A 13637-nucleotide genomic window follows, 5' to 3' on the forward strand; every position below is an offset into this window, starting at 1 on the left:
CCGCGCCAATGAATGGGGAGGAGGCCGCGATGTCGCTGGCGCAGACGAACGATACGACCTACGAGGCCCTAGCCGAGGAGATGCTGGAGGTGCGCTCCGGCTCCCCGCTGATGAGGCCAGTCGAAGTGGTCGCAGCCCTGCTGCTCGTCGCAATCATCGGGCTTCTCCTGATGGGCGTCGTGTCGCGCTACTTCTTCTCCATCCCTGTCGTCTGGATCGACGAGGCGGCCTCGATCGCCTTCCTGTGGCTGGCGATGCTGGGCGCCGCCATCGCGATCGACCGGGCCGAGCACCTGCGTCTGACCATCTTCCTGAACATGTTGCCCGAGCGGTTGCGTGGGCTGGCTTCGACGCTCGGCCTGCTCCTTGTCGCGACCTTTTTGGTCGCGCTGCTGGAGCCGGCCGTAGAGTATGTCGTGGAGGAATCCTACCTCACCTCAGCCGCGCTCAACATTCCCATGAGCTGGCGGGTCGCCGGGTTGCCCGTCGGCATTGGCCTGATGCTCCTCCTCGTCCTGCGGGATGCGTTCCGCTCCGGCACGCTGGCCCAGTTCGCCGGCTGCGTCGCCGCCATCGGCCTTGCAGCGGCCGCCCTCTGGTTCCTGTCGCCTGGCCTCTCGTCGCTCGGGTACGGCAACATCCTCGTCTTTCTCGTCGGCTTCGTCGCCTTCTTCCTGGCGATCGGCGTGCCCATCGCGTTCTGCTTCGGCCTCGGCGCTCTTGCCTTTCTGACCTTCACAACGTCGGTCCCGACCATGGTCATGATCGGCCGCATGGACGAGGGCATGTCGGCGCTGATCCTGATCTCGGTGCCGATCTTCGTCCTCCTCGGCTGCATTCTCGACGCCACCGGCATGGGCAAGGCGATCGTGGAATTCCTTGCCTCGATGCTCGGCCACGTGAAGGCCGGCATGAGCTACGTCCTTCTCGGATCGCTCTTCCTCGTGTCGGGCATCTCCGGCTCAAAGGTCTCGGACATGGCGACCGTCGCCCCTGCCCTCTTCCCCGAGATGAAGCGTCGCGGCCACAAGCCCAAGGAGATGATCGCGCTTCTGGCCACCGGCGCGGCCATGGCCGACACGGTGCCGCCATCCATCGTCCTGATCGTGCTCGGATCGGTCGCGGGCGTCTCCATTGCGGGCCTGTTCACGTCCGGCTTCGTGATCGCGATGGTGCTGCTGGCCGTGCTCGCCGTTCTCGCGCGCTGGAAGGCGCGGGGCGAGGCGATGGAGGGCATTCGCCGCGCGCCGATGAAGGCGATCGGCAAGGCCGCCCTGATCGCCGGGCCCGCGCTCGTGCTCCCCTTCCTGATCCGCTCGGCGGTGGGCAGCGGCGTTGCCACCGCGACGGAGGTCTCGACCATCGCCGTCCTCTACGCGCTGGTGATCGGGGCTGTCCTCTACGGAGGCATCCGCCCTCGGAAGATGTACGCCATGCTGGTCGAGACTGCGGCCTTGTCGGGCGCGATCCTCCTGATCCTCGGTACCGCCTCGGCCATGGCTTGGACCTTGACGCAGACGGGCTTCGCCTTCCACATGGCAGCGCTCGTTACCGACCTGCCGGGCGGATGGGTCACCTACATGCTCGTGACGACCGGGGTCTTCATGCTGCTGGGCTGCGTGCTGGAGGGACTGCCCGCGCTCGTGTTGATGGCGCCCATCATGTTTCCGATCGCCAAGAACCTCGGCATCCACGACATCCACTACTCGATGGTGGTAGTGACCGCCATGAACATCGGCCTCATGGCACCGCCCATCGGCGTCGGCTTCTACATCGCCTGCAAGATCGGCAGCGTTTCCCCGGACGAGGCGATGGGAGCGATCTGGCCCTACATCGCGGCGCTCTTCGTTGGCCTACTCCTTATCGCCGTAGTGCCTGCGTTCTCGATTGGATACCTTTGAGAGCCGCAAGCTGACAGCCGACTTTCGGATTTGTCCGACGGAAAGCCGTCGCTCCGCTGTAGCCCCGGCCAGAACGTCGATCGGCGAGGCTGCAGACGTGGAACAATGATTCAATCGCCGCGCAGCTTTAATGGCCCGCAGCGTCCAAAGGCAGCCGACTACGTTGTTTCCCAACGCTCCCACAATCTTCGCACGGCGATAGACACGAACCAATGCCAGTCATATGATGACGTGCGGGCCTCCGTGGTAGCTCGCTCATGGAGGCCGCCGCGTCATGGCGGAAGCGCATTTGGCTCGAGCACGTGTCGCAACTCAGTCCCGCCCCCTGCGGGAGATCGTCACCGAGGTCTTGCGTCAGCAGATCGAGGATGGCGATTATGCACCGGGTGATCAACTGCCCACTGAGCCGGTGCTCGTGTCCCGCTTCGGCTACAGCCGGACGGTGATCCGGGAAGCGATCGCGGCGCTTCGGGCCGACGGCTTAGTCGACTCACGGCACGGCGTTGGCGTCTTCGTAATCGGCCCAAAGCGGCCGAGCGCGGAGTTGGAGCTCTTCCGACAGGCGACCGACAAGATCTCGGACATCATCGAGGAACTGGAACTCCGGATCGGGGTCGAGGTCGAGGCAGCCGGCCTAGCCGCCATGCGCGCGTCGCCCGCGCAAGAGGCCGAGATTTTGTCGCTCGTCGACGAGTTCAGGGAACGGGTGGAACGTGGCGAGCCGACCGACGAGGCCGACTTCGCGTTCCACATGGCGATCGCCAAGGCGACGAACAACACGCGCTTCCAGACCTTTCTGGAGCACATCGGCAAGCGGATCATCCCACGCGTCAAATTTCGGACGGTGATGGGCGGCTTTGACCCCCTTCCCAATCGCGATCGCATCATCCTGAAGGAACACGAGGCGGTCGGTGATGCGATCTCGGGACGCGATCCCGAGGGTGCAAGGGAAGCGATGCGTCATCATCTCCAAGGCGGTATCAAGCGCTACCGCGCGCTGACCCGGGCCCGTCCTTCCGAAAAGATCGATTGACCTCGACGCTTCGTCATCATACGACTACCCCATCGAGTCGTATGATGTGAGCTGCAATGTCTCCCGATGACCTCAAGGTCGCCCTTTCCTCCGGCCTCCTGTCCTTCCCCGTCACCCACTTCGACGCCGACGGGGCACTCAGCCTCGACACCTATCGGCGCCACGTCGAATGGCTTTCGGGCTTCGAGGCCAGCGTGCTGTTCGCCGCCGGAGGAACAGGCGAGTTCTTCTCGCTGTCGCCCGAGGAGGTCGGCAGCGTCACGCGCGCGGCGAAGGACGCCGCCGGGCCGGTGCCGATCGTCACGGGCTGCGGCTACGGCACTGAACTGGCCAAGGACGTCGCCCGGCGGGCCGCGGCGGCGGGCGCGGACGGCCTTCTTCTCCTTCCGCACTACCTCATCGGCGCGCCGCAGGAAGGACTCTTCCGGCATATCAAGGCGGTGTGCCAGGCGACGGACCTCGGCGTCGTCGTCTACAACCGTTCCAACTCCGTCGTGAACGCCGACACGCTGGCGCGCCTTGCCGACGCCTGCCCGAACCTCATCGGCTTCAAGGACGGCACGGGCCAGATCTCGCTGGTGCGCGAGATCTCCGCCAAGCTCGGTGACCGTCTCTGCTACATCGGCGGCATGCCGACGCACGAGCTCTTCGCCGAAGCCTTCAACGCGGCGGGCGTGACGACCTATTCTTCGGCCGTCTTCAATTTCGTGCCGGCGCTCGCCGTGCGCTTCTTCAAGGCGATGCGCGCGAACGACCGCGCCACGATGGAAGCGACCCTGAAGGACTTCTTCTACCCCTTCGCCGCCATCCGCGACCGCCAGACAGGCTATGCCGTCTCGATCATCAAGGCGGGCGCCGCCATCGTCGGCCAGGCGCCCGGCCCGGTGCGCCCGCCGCTGACCGACCTCACCGACGAGGAGCGCGGCATGCTGGCCGCCCTGATCGAGCGGAATGCCTGAACCTGAGCGGCCGCGCGGGAGGCGCTGGCCGTCCTGAACCTGACGACACGAACGGGAGGATCATCATGAGGACAACCACGATCGCCGGGATGGCCCTTGCGGCCCTGGCCGGCATGGTCGCGCAGCCCGCCCTCGCGCAAGGAGCGGCCGGCGAGATCACCATCGTCCTGCCGGAGCAGCCGAGTAACCTCGAGCCCTGCGGCTCGATCCTGACCGATGTCGGGCAGGTGCTCAGCCAGAACATCACCGAGACCCTGACGGTGGTGGATCCAGCGGACGGCTCGGTGGACCCGAAGCTCGCGACGTCCTGGGAACAGGTCGAACCGCTGACCTGGCGTTTCAAGCTGCGCGAGGGCGTCAAGTTCGGGGACGGCGAGACCTTCGACGCCGAGGCGGTCAAGTTCTCGATCGACCGCATGACGTCCAAGGCTTTCACCTGCAACAACCTCGCCAAGTTCGGCAGCGACACGATCACCGTCGAGGTGGTCGATCCCACCACGGTCGACGTGAAGTCCACGCAGCCGCAGCCGATCCTGCCGACGCTCATCTCGGTGGCAATGATCGTCTCGCCCAAGACCTCGGCGGCGCAGGCGACCAACGCGCCGGTTGGCACTGGACCCTATGCGCTGAAGGAGGCAAGCCCCGAGCGCATCGTCCTCGAGCGCTCCGACAGCTATTGGGGCGAGGCGCCGGCGGTGACGAAGGCCACCTATGTCTGGCGCGGCGAGTCCTCGCTGCGGATCGCGATGATCCAGACCGGCGAGGCCGACCTGACGCCGACGATCGCGCTCCAGGACGCGACCGACCCCGCCCGCGACGTCTCCTACCTCAACTCGGAGACGACGGCGGTCCGCATTGACATGGACTATCCCCCGCTCGACGACGTGCGCGTGCGCAAGGCGCTCAACATGGCGATCGACTGGGACGGGATGGCAGGCCTCTTCGGTGACGAGGCGTTGCGCGCCTCGCAGATGGTGCCGCCGGGCATCAACGGCCATGACAAGGACCTGAAGCCCTGGGCCTTCGATCCCGACGGTGCGGCCAAGCTTCTGGAGGAAGCCCGTGCGGCAGGCGTTCCGGTCGACACCGAGATCAACCTCGTCGGGCGCAACGGCATCTATCCCAACGGCACCGAAGCCATGGAAGCCATGATGGCCATGTGGAACGATGCCGGCTTCAACGTGAAGCTGACCATGCTCGACGTGGCCGACTGGACCCGCTACCTCCAGAAGCCGTTTCCGGCCGAGCGCGGCCCGACGCTTCTCCAGATCCAGCACGACAACAACAAGGGGGACGCCGCCTTCACCGTGCCGCTGCTCTACCGCTCGTCGGGCAGCTACTCGACGCTGGACAATCCGGCGATGGACGCCGAGATCGACACGGCGCTGGCGGCGACCGGCGACGAGCGCGGACAGAAGTTCCGCGCGGTCTTTGGCAAGGTCCACGACGAGATCGCCGCCGACGTGCCGATGTTCCACATGATCGGCTTTACGGCCGTCGGCCCTCGCATCGACTGGCGTCCGAGCCTCGCCACCAACAGCGAGATCCCGCTCGCGCAGATCCGCTTCAAATAGCTGTAGGTCCCGTGCCGGGGGGCGGCTTTCCGTCCTCCGGTTGACCGTCGCATTTTCAGGACGGACGCATCCCATGCTCGGCTTCATCGGCAAGCGCGCTTTCAACAGCGCGGTCTCCATCCTCGGTCTCCTGATCCTCGTTTTCGTGCTGACGCGCCTGACGGGCGATCCGGCGGCCCTGTTCCTGCCGCTCGACTCCTCGCAGGAGGCGCGCCAGGAGTTCAATCGCCTGAACGGCTTCGACCAGCCCGTGGTCTCCCAGTTCTTCGCCTATCTCGGCGATCTCCTCCGCCTCGATTTCGGCATGTCGCTCCGGCAGAACCGACCGGCAATGGAGGTGGCGCTGGAATCCTTCCCGCGCACGCTCCAACTCGCGTTCTTCGCCATTCTCTTGTCCTTCTCGCTGGCTCTCGTAGTGGGCGCGCTCGCCGCGGCCCGGCCCGGCGGTTGGTTCGATCGCCTGTCGAGCTTCGTCTCGCTGGCGGGCGCCAGCGCCCCGGACTTCTGGGTGGCGATCGTCGGCGTCCTCGTCTTCTCGGTCGGCCTCGGGCTCCTGCCGACGTCCGGCATCGGGGGTCTCGCGTACTGGATCCTTCCGGTGGCCGTCCTTACGCTGCGCCCCTTCGGCCTCCTGGTCCAGGTCGTGCGCGGGACGATGATCGGCGTGCTCGCGCAGCCGCACGTAAAAACCGCCAAGGCCAAGGGGCTAGCACCTCGCTCGATCCTCCTGCGACACGGGTTGCGCAACTCGATGCTCCCGGTGGTCACGGTGGCGGGAGATCTCGCCGCAAGCCTCGTCAACGGGGCGGTGGTGGTGGAGACGATCTTCGGCTGGCCCGGCATCGGCAAGCTGATGATCGATTCCATCGTCCAGCGCGACTTCGCCGTGGTCCAGAGCACGATCCTCGTCACCGCCTGCGCGATCTTCCTCCTGAACATCCTGATCGACCTCCTTTACGCCGCGCTCGACCCGCGCATCCGGTACTGACCCCATGAGCGAGATCACCACCACCCTCGATCGGCCGGCGTCCCACACGGCGCGGCTTGGCACCTGGGTCGCATGGCTGTGGCGCGACAAGCTGGCCTTCGTCGCCGTCCTGTTCCTACTCGTGCTGGCGGTCGCCGCCGCGTTGTCGCCGTTCCTTCTCGACGCGGCGGCCACGCGGCCTGGGCTGCGCCAGCGCAACCTCGCGCCCTTCACGCTCAGTGCCGGCTGGCTTTACGTGCTCGGCGCCGACACGCTCGGCCGCCCAATGCTGGCTCGCCTCCTCGTCGGCGCCGGCACGACGCTCGGCATCGCGGCGGCGGCAGTCCTTGGCTCGATGGTGCTGGGCGGCTGCCTCGGGCTCGTGGCGGGCTATTCGCGGCGCTGGTTCGCTCAAGGCATCATGCGCGTCGCCGACGTCATCATGAGTTTCCCGTCGCTGCTCCTCGCGCTGATCGTCCTCTATCTCCTGGGTCCGAGCGTCACCAACCTCATCATCGTCCTCGCCGTCACGCGGGTGCCGATCTACCTGCGCACGACGCGGGCGGAGGTGCTGGAGCTGCGCGAGCGCATGTTCGTGCAGGCAGCGCGCTCGATGGGCGCCGGACACGGACGCATCCTGTTCCGCCACATCGCCCCGCTCACCATCCCGACGCTCGTCACCATCGGTGCAATCGACTTCGCGGCCGTCATCCTAGCGGAATCGGCACTGAGCTTCCTCGGCCTTGGCATTCAGCCCCCGGCTTTCACCTGGGGCGCGATGGTGGCGACGGGGCGCGGCTACCTGCAGACCGCGTGGTGGATCGCCTTCTGGCCGGGCCTCCTGATCATGCTGACGACGCTCTCGCTCAACATCGTCGCGAGCTGGGCGCGCGTCGCCTCCGATCCCCACCAGCACTGGCGGCTCCAGTCGCTGAGGAGAGCGCCGAAATGACTGCGATCGATCCTCCCATTCTCGAGATCCGCGACCTCACGGTCGACTTCCTATCCGACGAGGCGCCGGTGCGCGCGGTGGACGGCGTCAGCCTCCGGGTGCGACGGGGCGAGACCTTGTGCATCCTGGGCGAGAGCGGCTCGGGCAAGAGCGTCAGCTCCTCGACCGTGCTCGACATCCTCGACACGCCGCCAGCCGAGATCGTCTCCGGGCAGATCCTCTTCGAGGGCCGCGACCTCGCAGGCATGACGCCCGAGGAGCGGCGGCGAATCAACGGTCGGAAGATCGCGATGATCTTCCAGGATCCCCTCGCCCATCTCAACCCGGTCTACACGGTCGGTGCGCAGATCTGCGAGGTGTTCCGCGCTCATAGCGTCTGCGCCGGCGCCGAGGCGCGCAGGCGTGGCATCGAGCTTCTCGGCCGCGTCGGCATCCCCGAACCCGAGGCGCGCTTCGACCGCTATCCCCACGAGTTCTCCGGCGGCCAGCGCCAGCGCGTCATGATCGCCATGGCGATCGCCCTCGGCCCATCCCTCCTGATCGCCGACGAGCCGACCACCGCGCTCGACGTTTCCGTCCAAGCGCAGATCCTCGACCTCCTCGCCGATCTCCAGCGCGAGTTCGGCATGGCGCTGGTGATGATCACCCACGATCTCGAAGTCGCCGCCTCGATGGCCGATCGCGTCATCGTCATGCGGCGCGGGCGCATCGTCGAGGAGGGCGAGGCGCGCGCCGTCTTCACTCAGCCCGGCGACGACTACACGCGCCGACTGATGGCCGCGATCCCCTCCCACGACGGCGAAGGAGCCCGCCGTTCCAAGGCGCCAGCCACGGAGCCGCTTCTCGACGTTCAGGGGCTCACCAAGGTCTATCAGGTCACCAGCGGGCTGTTCTCCTCCCCGCGCAGCGTGGCGGCGGTGGAGGGCGTGTCGTTCCGGGTCGGACGCGGCGAGACGCTCGGCATCGTCGGCGAGTCCGGATCGGGCAAGTCCAGCGTCGCCAAGATGTTGCTGAGGCTCGTCGAGCCGACCGCCGGCCGGGCGCTCTTCCGTGGCACGGACATTTACGGCTTGGAACGGGGGGAGCTCTTGCGCTTCCGCCGCAAGGTGCAGATGGTCTTCCAGGACCCCTACGGCTCGATGAACCCGCGCATGACGGTCGAGGCGATCATCTCGGAGCCTTGGCGCATTCACGGCGACATCCTGCCGAGGGCGCAGTGGCGCGCCCGTGTGCGAGAGCTTCTCGACCTCGTCGGCTTGAACCCGGATTGGGCGAGCCGCCATCCGCACCAGTTCTCCGGCGGACAGCGCCAGCGCATCGCGATCGCCCGGGCGCTCGCCTGCGACCCCGAACTCATCGTCTGCGACGAGGCGGTGTCCGCTCTCGATGTGTCCGTTCAGATGCAGGTGATCGACCTCCTCGCCGATCTTCGCGACCGCCTCGGCCTCGCCTACGTCTTCATCACCCACGACCTGCCGGTGGTCCGGAACTTCGCCGACCGCATCATTGTCATGCGGGGCGGCAAGGTCGTCGAGGAGGCGGATACCGAAACCCTGTTCGCGGTTCCCCGCCACGAGTACACTCGGACGCTTCTGTCGTCTTCGCCCAGGCCAAAATGGGAAACGGCAGGAGTGGATGCTTCACGCAGCCATTGATTCAGCCCGCCACTGTGGTCGGCCATGGAACCGCGGAAGGCTGCGGTTGGCCCGCAAGGCAGCGGTTCGAATGAAATGGGACAGCTTGCTGCGAGACCCGGATGCAAATCGGCAGTTGACCGCTGGTTGGCTTGCGTGATTCCGGCGCTGCCGTAACATGCGGTTCGTCAGCTTCCGCCTCAGACCACCGCCATGGGACTGTCACCTCTTTACCCGGCTTTGCTGCAACAGCACAGCGCGACCGGGCCGTCAGCGGTCCGTCCGCTTTAGAGGTGATCTGGCAGATAGCGGCCGTTCCATTCACGAACGGCATAGCCCTTTGGTTTCACTTCCATCACCTCCCACAGCGGATACGACATCATTTCGAGCGGTAGACCGGTCCAATGTCGTGTCTGTTGGAAAGTTCTCTCGCTGCATGTCGAAAGGCATCTCGTAACAAATCCAATGCCTCGCGATCGTGTGCCGCCGAGAGATAGTGGCGACCGAAAGCGGCGGGCATTGAGATGACGCCGTGTCGGCGCAGAGCCAGATGCAGCGCGAGAGTCAATTCTGGATCTACGGACGCGCTCGCCTGAACATATGTGTGGGGCGGTGTTGGCGTGAACCAGGGGGTGAAAACGCTTCCATAGCCGCTGGTGGACACCGGACGCCACAGACGCGCGACGTCCTTCTCGATCTCAGTGCGCAGATCGTCTCCCTTCGACAGGAAGGCGCCATAGTCGAGCGTCGAGAGAATGCCCATCGTTGCCGCCACTGCGGCGCAAGCCACCGGGTTTCCGTTGTAGGTGCCGGCCTGCCTCAGGCGCCCGTCCCGGAACACGGCCGTCGCCTCGCGCGTGCCGACGAGCGCGGCGACGGCAAAGCCGTTGCCGATCGCCTTGCCGAGCGTCGCCAGGTCGGGATCGAGGCCGAAGCCGTGGCCGGAAAGACCCTGTCGAACGCGAAACCCCATGAGCACTTCGTCGGCGATCACCATGACGCCGGCCTCGCGAGCGAGGCGCGAGAGGTTCGCGAGATAGTCGGGATCCGGAGGCAGGCAGCCGGCATTGGCCATCATCGGCTCAACGATGATCGCGGCAAGATTCGGCTCCTCGGCGAGGAGTGCGCGCAAATCCTCGATGTCGTTGAAGCGCGTGAGCACGGTGTCCCCTTGGCGAGGCCGGCTGTTGGAGCGCATCCCGGCGGCCTCGGATCCGGCATTGCCGAAGGCGACGTCCGAGAACCAGCCGTCGTAGCCCGCCGCAAGCTTGGCGACGACGCGCCGTCCGGTGGCGGCCCGCGCAACGCGGCAGGCGAGATGCACCGCTTCGCTGCCCGAGTTGAGGAACACCACCTGGTCAAGGGAGCCGGTATGGGTGGCAAGCGCACTCGCCGCCTCTTCTTCCAGGGCATGCGCATAGGCCGGCATCGAGCCGTTGGCTACCGCGCGGGACACGGCGTCGACGACGGCAGGATGGCTGTGGCCGAGGAGCGTCGCGCCGAAACCCATCGCCGTATCGACATAGCGCCGACCGCGATCGTCGAAGACATAGGGGCCTTCGGCGCGGGAGACAAGGAAACGCCGGCCTTCGACGTCGGGCACGGCGCGCCCGGCGCTGGAAATTCCCGAAACGAGATGGGACATCGACTTCAGATTCCGAACAGGGAGGGCAGCCACTCCGTCATGCCTGGGACGAGGGCGATGCCGGCGATGCAGACGAGGCTGGCGATCCAGTAGGGCATCAGCCACTTCGACACAGCGTACATGTCGAGCTTGGCGATGTTGCAGACCACCGTGATGTTGGTGCCGACCGGCGGCGTGAAAAGGCCGGCGCCGAGCGTGATGGTGAAGAGGACCCCGATCTGGAAGGGCTGGAGGCCAGCGTCGCGCGCGATGGGCACTAGGATCGGCGTCATGATTACGAGGGAGGGGCCGAGGTCCAGCCAGAAGCCGACCGCCGACAGGACCAGGAGGATCAAGAGGACGGTCACGACGGGGCCGGACGAGAAGCCGGAGATCCAGTCGGCCGCCAGCGTCGGGATTTGCTCGACGGTGAGGATCCAGGAGAAGGGCGTGGCGAGCGCCATGATCATCATGATGACGCCGGTCGTCGTCACCGCGCCCACCACGGCCGGATAGATGTCGCGCCAGGACAGTTCGCGATAGACCAGCGTGCCGACAAGGAACGAATAGACGACGGCGATCGCCGAGGCCTCGGTGGCGGTCGCAAAGCCCCCGACGATCGTCGACAGGACGATGAGCGGCATGGCGAGTGCGGGCAGCGAAAAGGCGGTGTCGCGGGCAACCTCGCGCGCGTCGAAGCGCGTCTCCAGGCGCGGGAAGTTGTGGCGGCGCGCCACGATCCAGGTGGTCGCCATCATCACGGCGGCGACGAAGATCGAGGGCAGAATACCGGCGAGCAGCAGGCCGCCGATCGAGGTGTTGGTGAGCGCGCCGTAGAGGATCAGAATGACGCTCTGTGGCCCGATGATGCCGAGCGTGCCGGCCGCGGCCGTGACGGCGGCGGCGAAGGCCTTGGGGTAGCCGCGCTCCGTCATCGCGGGGATCATGATCGAACCGACGGCCCCAGTATCGGCCGTGGCCGAGCCGCTGATGCCGCCGTAGACGAGCGCGGTCGCGACATTGACGAGACCCAGTCCGCCGCGGATGCGGCCGAGCAGGTGCTCGGCGACGTTGACGATGCGGCGCGTGAGCCCGCCTCGGTTCATCAGCTCGCCTGCAAAGAGGAAGAGCGGAATGGCAGCGAGTGTGATCTCGTCAGCGCCGCGGATCGTCTGCTGCGCGAACCAGGCAGCCGGCACGCCGAGATCGCCGGTCACGATGGCCAGCAGGCTCGACAGGCCCATGGCCCAGGAAATGGGGACGCCGGCGAAGAGCAGGATCGTAAAGGACAGGATCAGGACGGCGAGCGTCATGCGGCAGGCTCCCGCTCTGGGTACGGATCCTGCCCGCGCAGCACCCGGACGACGCGCGCGGCTCCAAGGCCGGCCAGCGCCAGCCCCAGTACTAGGATCGAGGCGATGGTCACGCCCTGCGGCAGGCGTAGGACCGGGGTCGGCACGAAGGCGAAGCGCTGCCAGACGGCCCAGCCGCTCCACAGGAAGACGAGGCCTAGGATGACGACGCAGACCGCGATCCCGCCGTCGATGCCGCGGCGGATCGAGGGGCAAAACCATTCCTTGATCGGGTCGAACGACACGTTCTCGCCCCGGATCTCGCCGACCACGATGCCGAGAAACGTCACCCACACAAAGGCGATAGCCGCGACCTCGAAGGTCCATTCGAAATGTGGGAGCGCGAAGAGGCGCGCGATCACGCTGAGAAGGGTCGAGACGAAGAGGATGGCGAAGGCGACGGCCCCCGCCAGGGCGAAGGCTCGCTGCCCGCGCCCCTTCAAGGGAGTGGGCTGTGATAGGAACGGGGGCTGTTCCACCGGCTTACTCGCTAGCCGCCTTGCGCACCTTCCGGACAAGATCCTCGCCCCATTCGGCGCCGAACTCGTCGTAGACCGGCGTCACCGCCGTGCGAAACGGCGCGGGGTCAACCGTGGAGACCTCGACGCCCTTCGCCTTCAGCTCGTCGAGGATGCGCGCGTAGGTCGAATCTAACTGGCCGCGATACCAAACGACGGTCTCGGTCGCTGCTTCCTTCAGCGCCGCCTGCTGGTTGGGCGGCAGGGCGTCCATCTTGTCCTTGTTCATGAACCACCAGTTGGCGGTCCAGATATAGTTGGCGATCGAGAGCTTGCCGGCGACCTCGTACCACTTGGAATCGTAGTAGTCGCGGATCTCGGGCTCGACCGCGCTGACGACATTGGCCTGGAGCGAGGTGTAAACCTGACCGAAGGGGATCGCCTCAGCCAGCGCGCCGAGCTGGCGCATGGTCGCGAGGATCACCGGGTTGGGCGGCGTGCGGATCTTCAGGCCTGAGAGATCGGCGGGTGTAGTGATCGCCGTCTTCTCGGAGGCGAACTGGCGGAAGCCGGAGTCCAGAGCGCCGAGGAGGACATAGCCGCGGTCCTGCCCGAAGCCAAGCATTTCCTGGCCGACCGGACCATCGAGGAAGCCGTGGATGGCCGCGTTGTTCTGGAACAGGAACGGCAGGGAGACGACATTCAAACGCGGCTCAATCGCGTCCACCGAGCCGCCAAGGCCGATGTCGATGGAGCCTGTGCCGACGCCTTCAACGATCGGATCCTCGTCGCCAAGCTGGCCGTCGGGGAAGACGACGATCTCCAGCTCGCCGTTGGTCTTCTCCTTGACCTTACGCTGGAACTCGAGCGCCGCCTTGTTGATGAGGCTGTCGTTGGACGAGGCGTGCGCCAGGCGGAGCTTGGCGGCCTCGGCCGCCTGCGGCAGGCCGAGCGGCGACAAGGCCGTGCCGACGAGAGCGACCATCAAGAAGCGGCGTGTCATTCTGTCAAGCATGGCGAACCTCGAACCGGTGGCGATGACGAGCAGGTTCGCAGGGACGCCGATGGGCGTAAACGGTTGTTTACACGCTATTTTGAAGTTTTATGACGGGATAAGCGCGGCTTATGCGATCGCTCGCCGACGCCTTCCGCACTTCCACGAGACGACCGCTGCACAGACAGT

11 protein-coding genes are annotated in these 13637 nt (G+C 66.2%); 7 read left to right on the top strand and 4 right to left on the bottom strand.

What is annotated here, in order from left to right:
- The first annotated feature begins 29 nt into the window (after positions 1 to 29).
- The 7 genes from ACLNGM_RS22130 to ACLNGM_RS22160 all read left to right on the top strand — a co-directional run bounded on the left by ACLNGM_RS22130 (position 30) and on the right by ACLNGM_RS22160 (position 9041).
- The gene (locus tag ACLNGM_RS22130) at positions 30 to 1901 is read left to right on the top strand and encodes a TRAP transporter large permease subunit (protein ID WP_416356610.1); all 1872 of its coding nucleotides are present in this window, start codon (positions 30 to 32) and stop codon (positions 1899 to 1901) included.
- 274 nt (positions 1902 to 2175) lie between these two features.
- Positions 2176 to 2934, top strand: coding sequence for a FadR/GntR family transcriptional regulator (locus ACLNGM_RS22135; protein WP_416356611.1), 759 nt, complete (start codon positions 2176 to 2178; stop codon positions 2932 to 2934).
- 56 nt (positions 2935 to 2990) lie between these two features.
- Positions 2991 to 3893: a 5-dehydro-4-deoxyglucarate dehydratase gene (kdgD, locus tag ACLNGM_RS22140; RefSeq protein WP_416356612.1), complete on the top strand. Its 903-nt coding sequence runs from the start codon at positions 2991 to 2993 to the stop codon at positions 3891 to 3893.
- Between the two features lie 65 nt (positions 3894 to 3958).
- Positions 3959 to 5467 carry an ABC transporter substrate-binding protein gene (locus ACLNGM_RS22145; protein WP_416356613.1) on the top strand — a complete coding sequence of 503 codons (1509 nt, stop codon included), beginning with the start codon at positions 3959 to 3961 and terminating at the stop codon, positions 5465 to 5467.
- A gap of 73 nt (positions 5468 to 5540) precedes the next feature.
- A complete protein-coding gene (locus tag ACLNGM_RS22150; RefSeq protein WP_416356614.1) occupies positions 5541 to 6455 on the top strand; it encodes an ABC transporter permease in 915 nt (304 codons plus the stop codon).
- Between the two features lie 4 nt (positions 6456 to 6459).
- Positions 6460 to 7386: an ABC transporter permease gene (locus tag ACLNGM_RS22155; RefSeq protein ID WP_416356615.1), complete on the top strand. Its 927-nt coding sequence runs from the start codon at positions 6460 to 6462 to the stop codon at positions 7384 to 7386.
- Positions 7383 to 9041 (top strand): ABC transporter ATP-binding protein, encoded by a 1659-nt coding sequence (locus ACLNGM_RS22160; RefSeq protein WP_416356616.1) that lies wholly within the window; start codon positions 7383 to 7385, stop codon positions 9039 to 9041. The genes ACLNGM_RS22155 and ACLNGM_RS22160 overlap by 4 nt, the downstream gene beginning before the upstream one ends.
- 358 nt (positions 9042 to 9399) lie before the next feature.
- Here the strand turns inward: ACLNGM_RS22160 and ACLNGM_RS22165 are convergent, their stop codons facing one another.
- From ACLNGM_RS22165 to ACLNGM_RS22180, 4 genes are read right to left on the bottom strand one after another with little or no spacing between them, the layout of a single operon-like run.
- Positions 9400 to 10665: an aspartate aminotransferase family protein gene (locus tag ACLNGM_RS22165; protein WP_416356617.1), complete on the bottom strand. Its 1266-nt coding sequence runs from the start codon at positions 10663 to 10665 to the stop codon at positions 9400 to 9402.
- 5 nt (positions 10666 to 10670) lie between these two features.
- Positions 10671 to 11957 carry a TRAP transporter large permease gene (locus tag ACLNGM_RS22170; RefSeq protein WP_416356618.1) on the bottom strand — a complete coding sequence of 429 codons (1287 nt, stop codon included), beginning with the start codon at positions 11955 to 11957 and terminating at the stop codon, positions 10671 to 10673.
- Complete coding sequence (locus tag ACLNGM_RS22175) at positions 11954 to 12475, bottom strand: TRAP transporter small permease (RefSeq protein WP_416356619.1); 522 nt, start codon at positions 12473 to 12475, stop codon at positions 11954 to 11956. Before ACLNGM_RS22175 ends, ACLNGM_RS22170 begins: the two co-directional genes overlap by 4 nt.
- A gap of 4 nt (positions 12476 to 12479) precedes the next feature.
- Complete coding sequence (locus tag ACLNGM_RS22180) at positions 12480 to 13469, bottom strand: TRAP transporter substrate-binding protein (RefSeq protein WP_416356620.1); 990 nt, start codon at positions 13467 to 13469, stop codon at positions 12480 to 12482.
- Positions 13470 to 13637: the final 168 nt, after the last annotated feature.

The organism is Aureimonas phyllosphaerae (assembly GCF_047943035.1).
Lineage (GTDB): Bacteria > Pseudomonadota > Alphaproteobacteria > Rhizobiales > Rhizobiaceae > Aureimonas > Aureimonas phyllosphaerae.

Bases quoted from the DNA above. Each gene is read 5' to 3' on its own strand.
- ACLNGM_RS22180 (WP_416356620.1), bottom strand. From the start codon at position 13,469: ATGCTTGACAGAATGACACGCCGCTTCTTGATGGTCGCTCTCGTCGGC.
- ACLNGM_RS22160 (WP_416356616.1), top strand. From the start codon at position 7,383: ATGACTGCGATCGATCCTCCCATTCTCGAGATCCGCGACCTCACGGTC.
- ACLNGM_RS22165 (WP_416356617.1), bottom strand. From the start codon at position 10,665: ATGTCCCATCTCGTTTCGGGAATTTCCAGCGCCGGGCGCGCCGTGCCC.
- kdgD (WP_416356612.1), top strand. From the start codon at position 2,991: ATGTCTCCCGATGACCTCAAGGTCGCCCTTTCCTCCGGCCTCCTGTCC.
- ACLNGM_RS22135 (WP_416356611.1), top strand. From the start codon at position 2,176: ATGGCGGAAGCGCATTTGGCTCGAGCACGTGTCGCAACTCAGTCCCGC.
- ACLNGM_RS22130 (WP_416356610.1), top strand. From the start codon at position 30: ATGTCGCTGGCGCAGACGAACGATACGACCTACGAGGCCCTAGCCGAG.
- ACLNGM_RS22155 (WP_416356615.1), top strand. From the start codon at position 6,460: ATGAGCGAGATCACCACCACCCTCGATCGGCCGGCGTCCCACACGGCG.
- ACLNGM_RS22170 (WP_416356618.1), bottom strand. From the start codon at position 11,957: ATGACGCTCGCCGTCCTGATCCTGTCCTTTACGATCCTGCTCTTCGCC.
- ACLNGM_RS22145 (WP_416356613.1), top strand. From the start codon at position 3,959: ATGAGGACAACCACGATCGCCGGGATGGCCCTTGCGGCCCTGGCCGGC.
- ACLNGM_RS22150 (WP_416356614.1), top strand. From the start codon at position 5,541: ATGCTCGGCTTCATCGGCAAGCGCGCTTTCAACAGCGCGGTCTCCATC.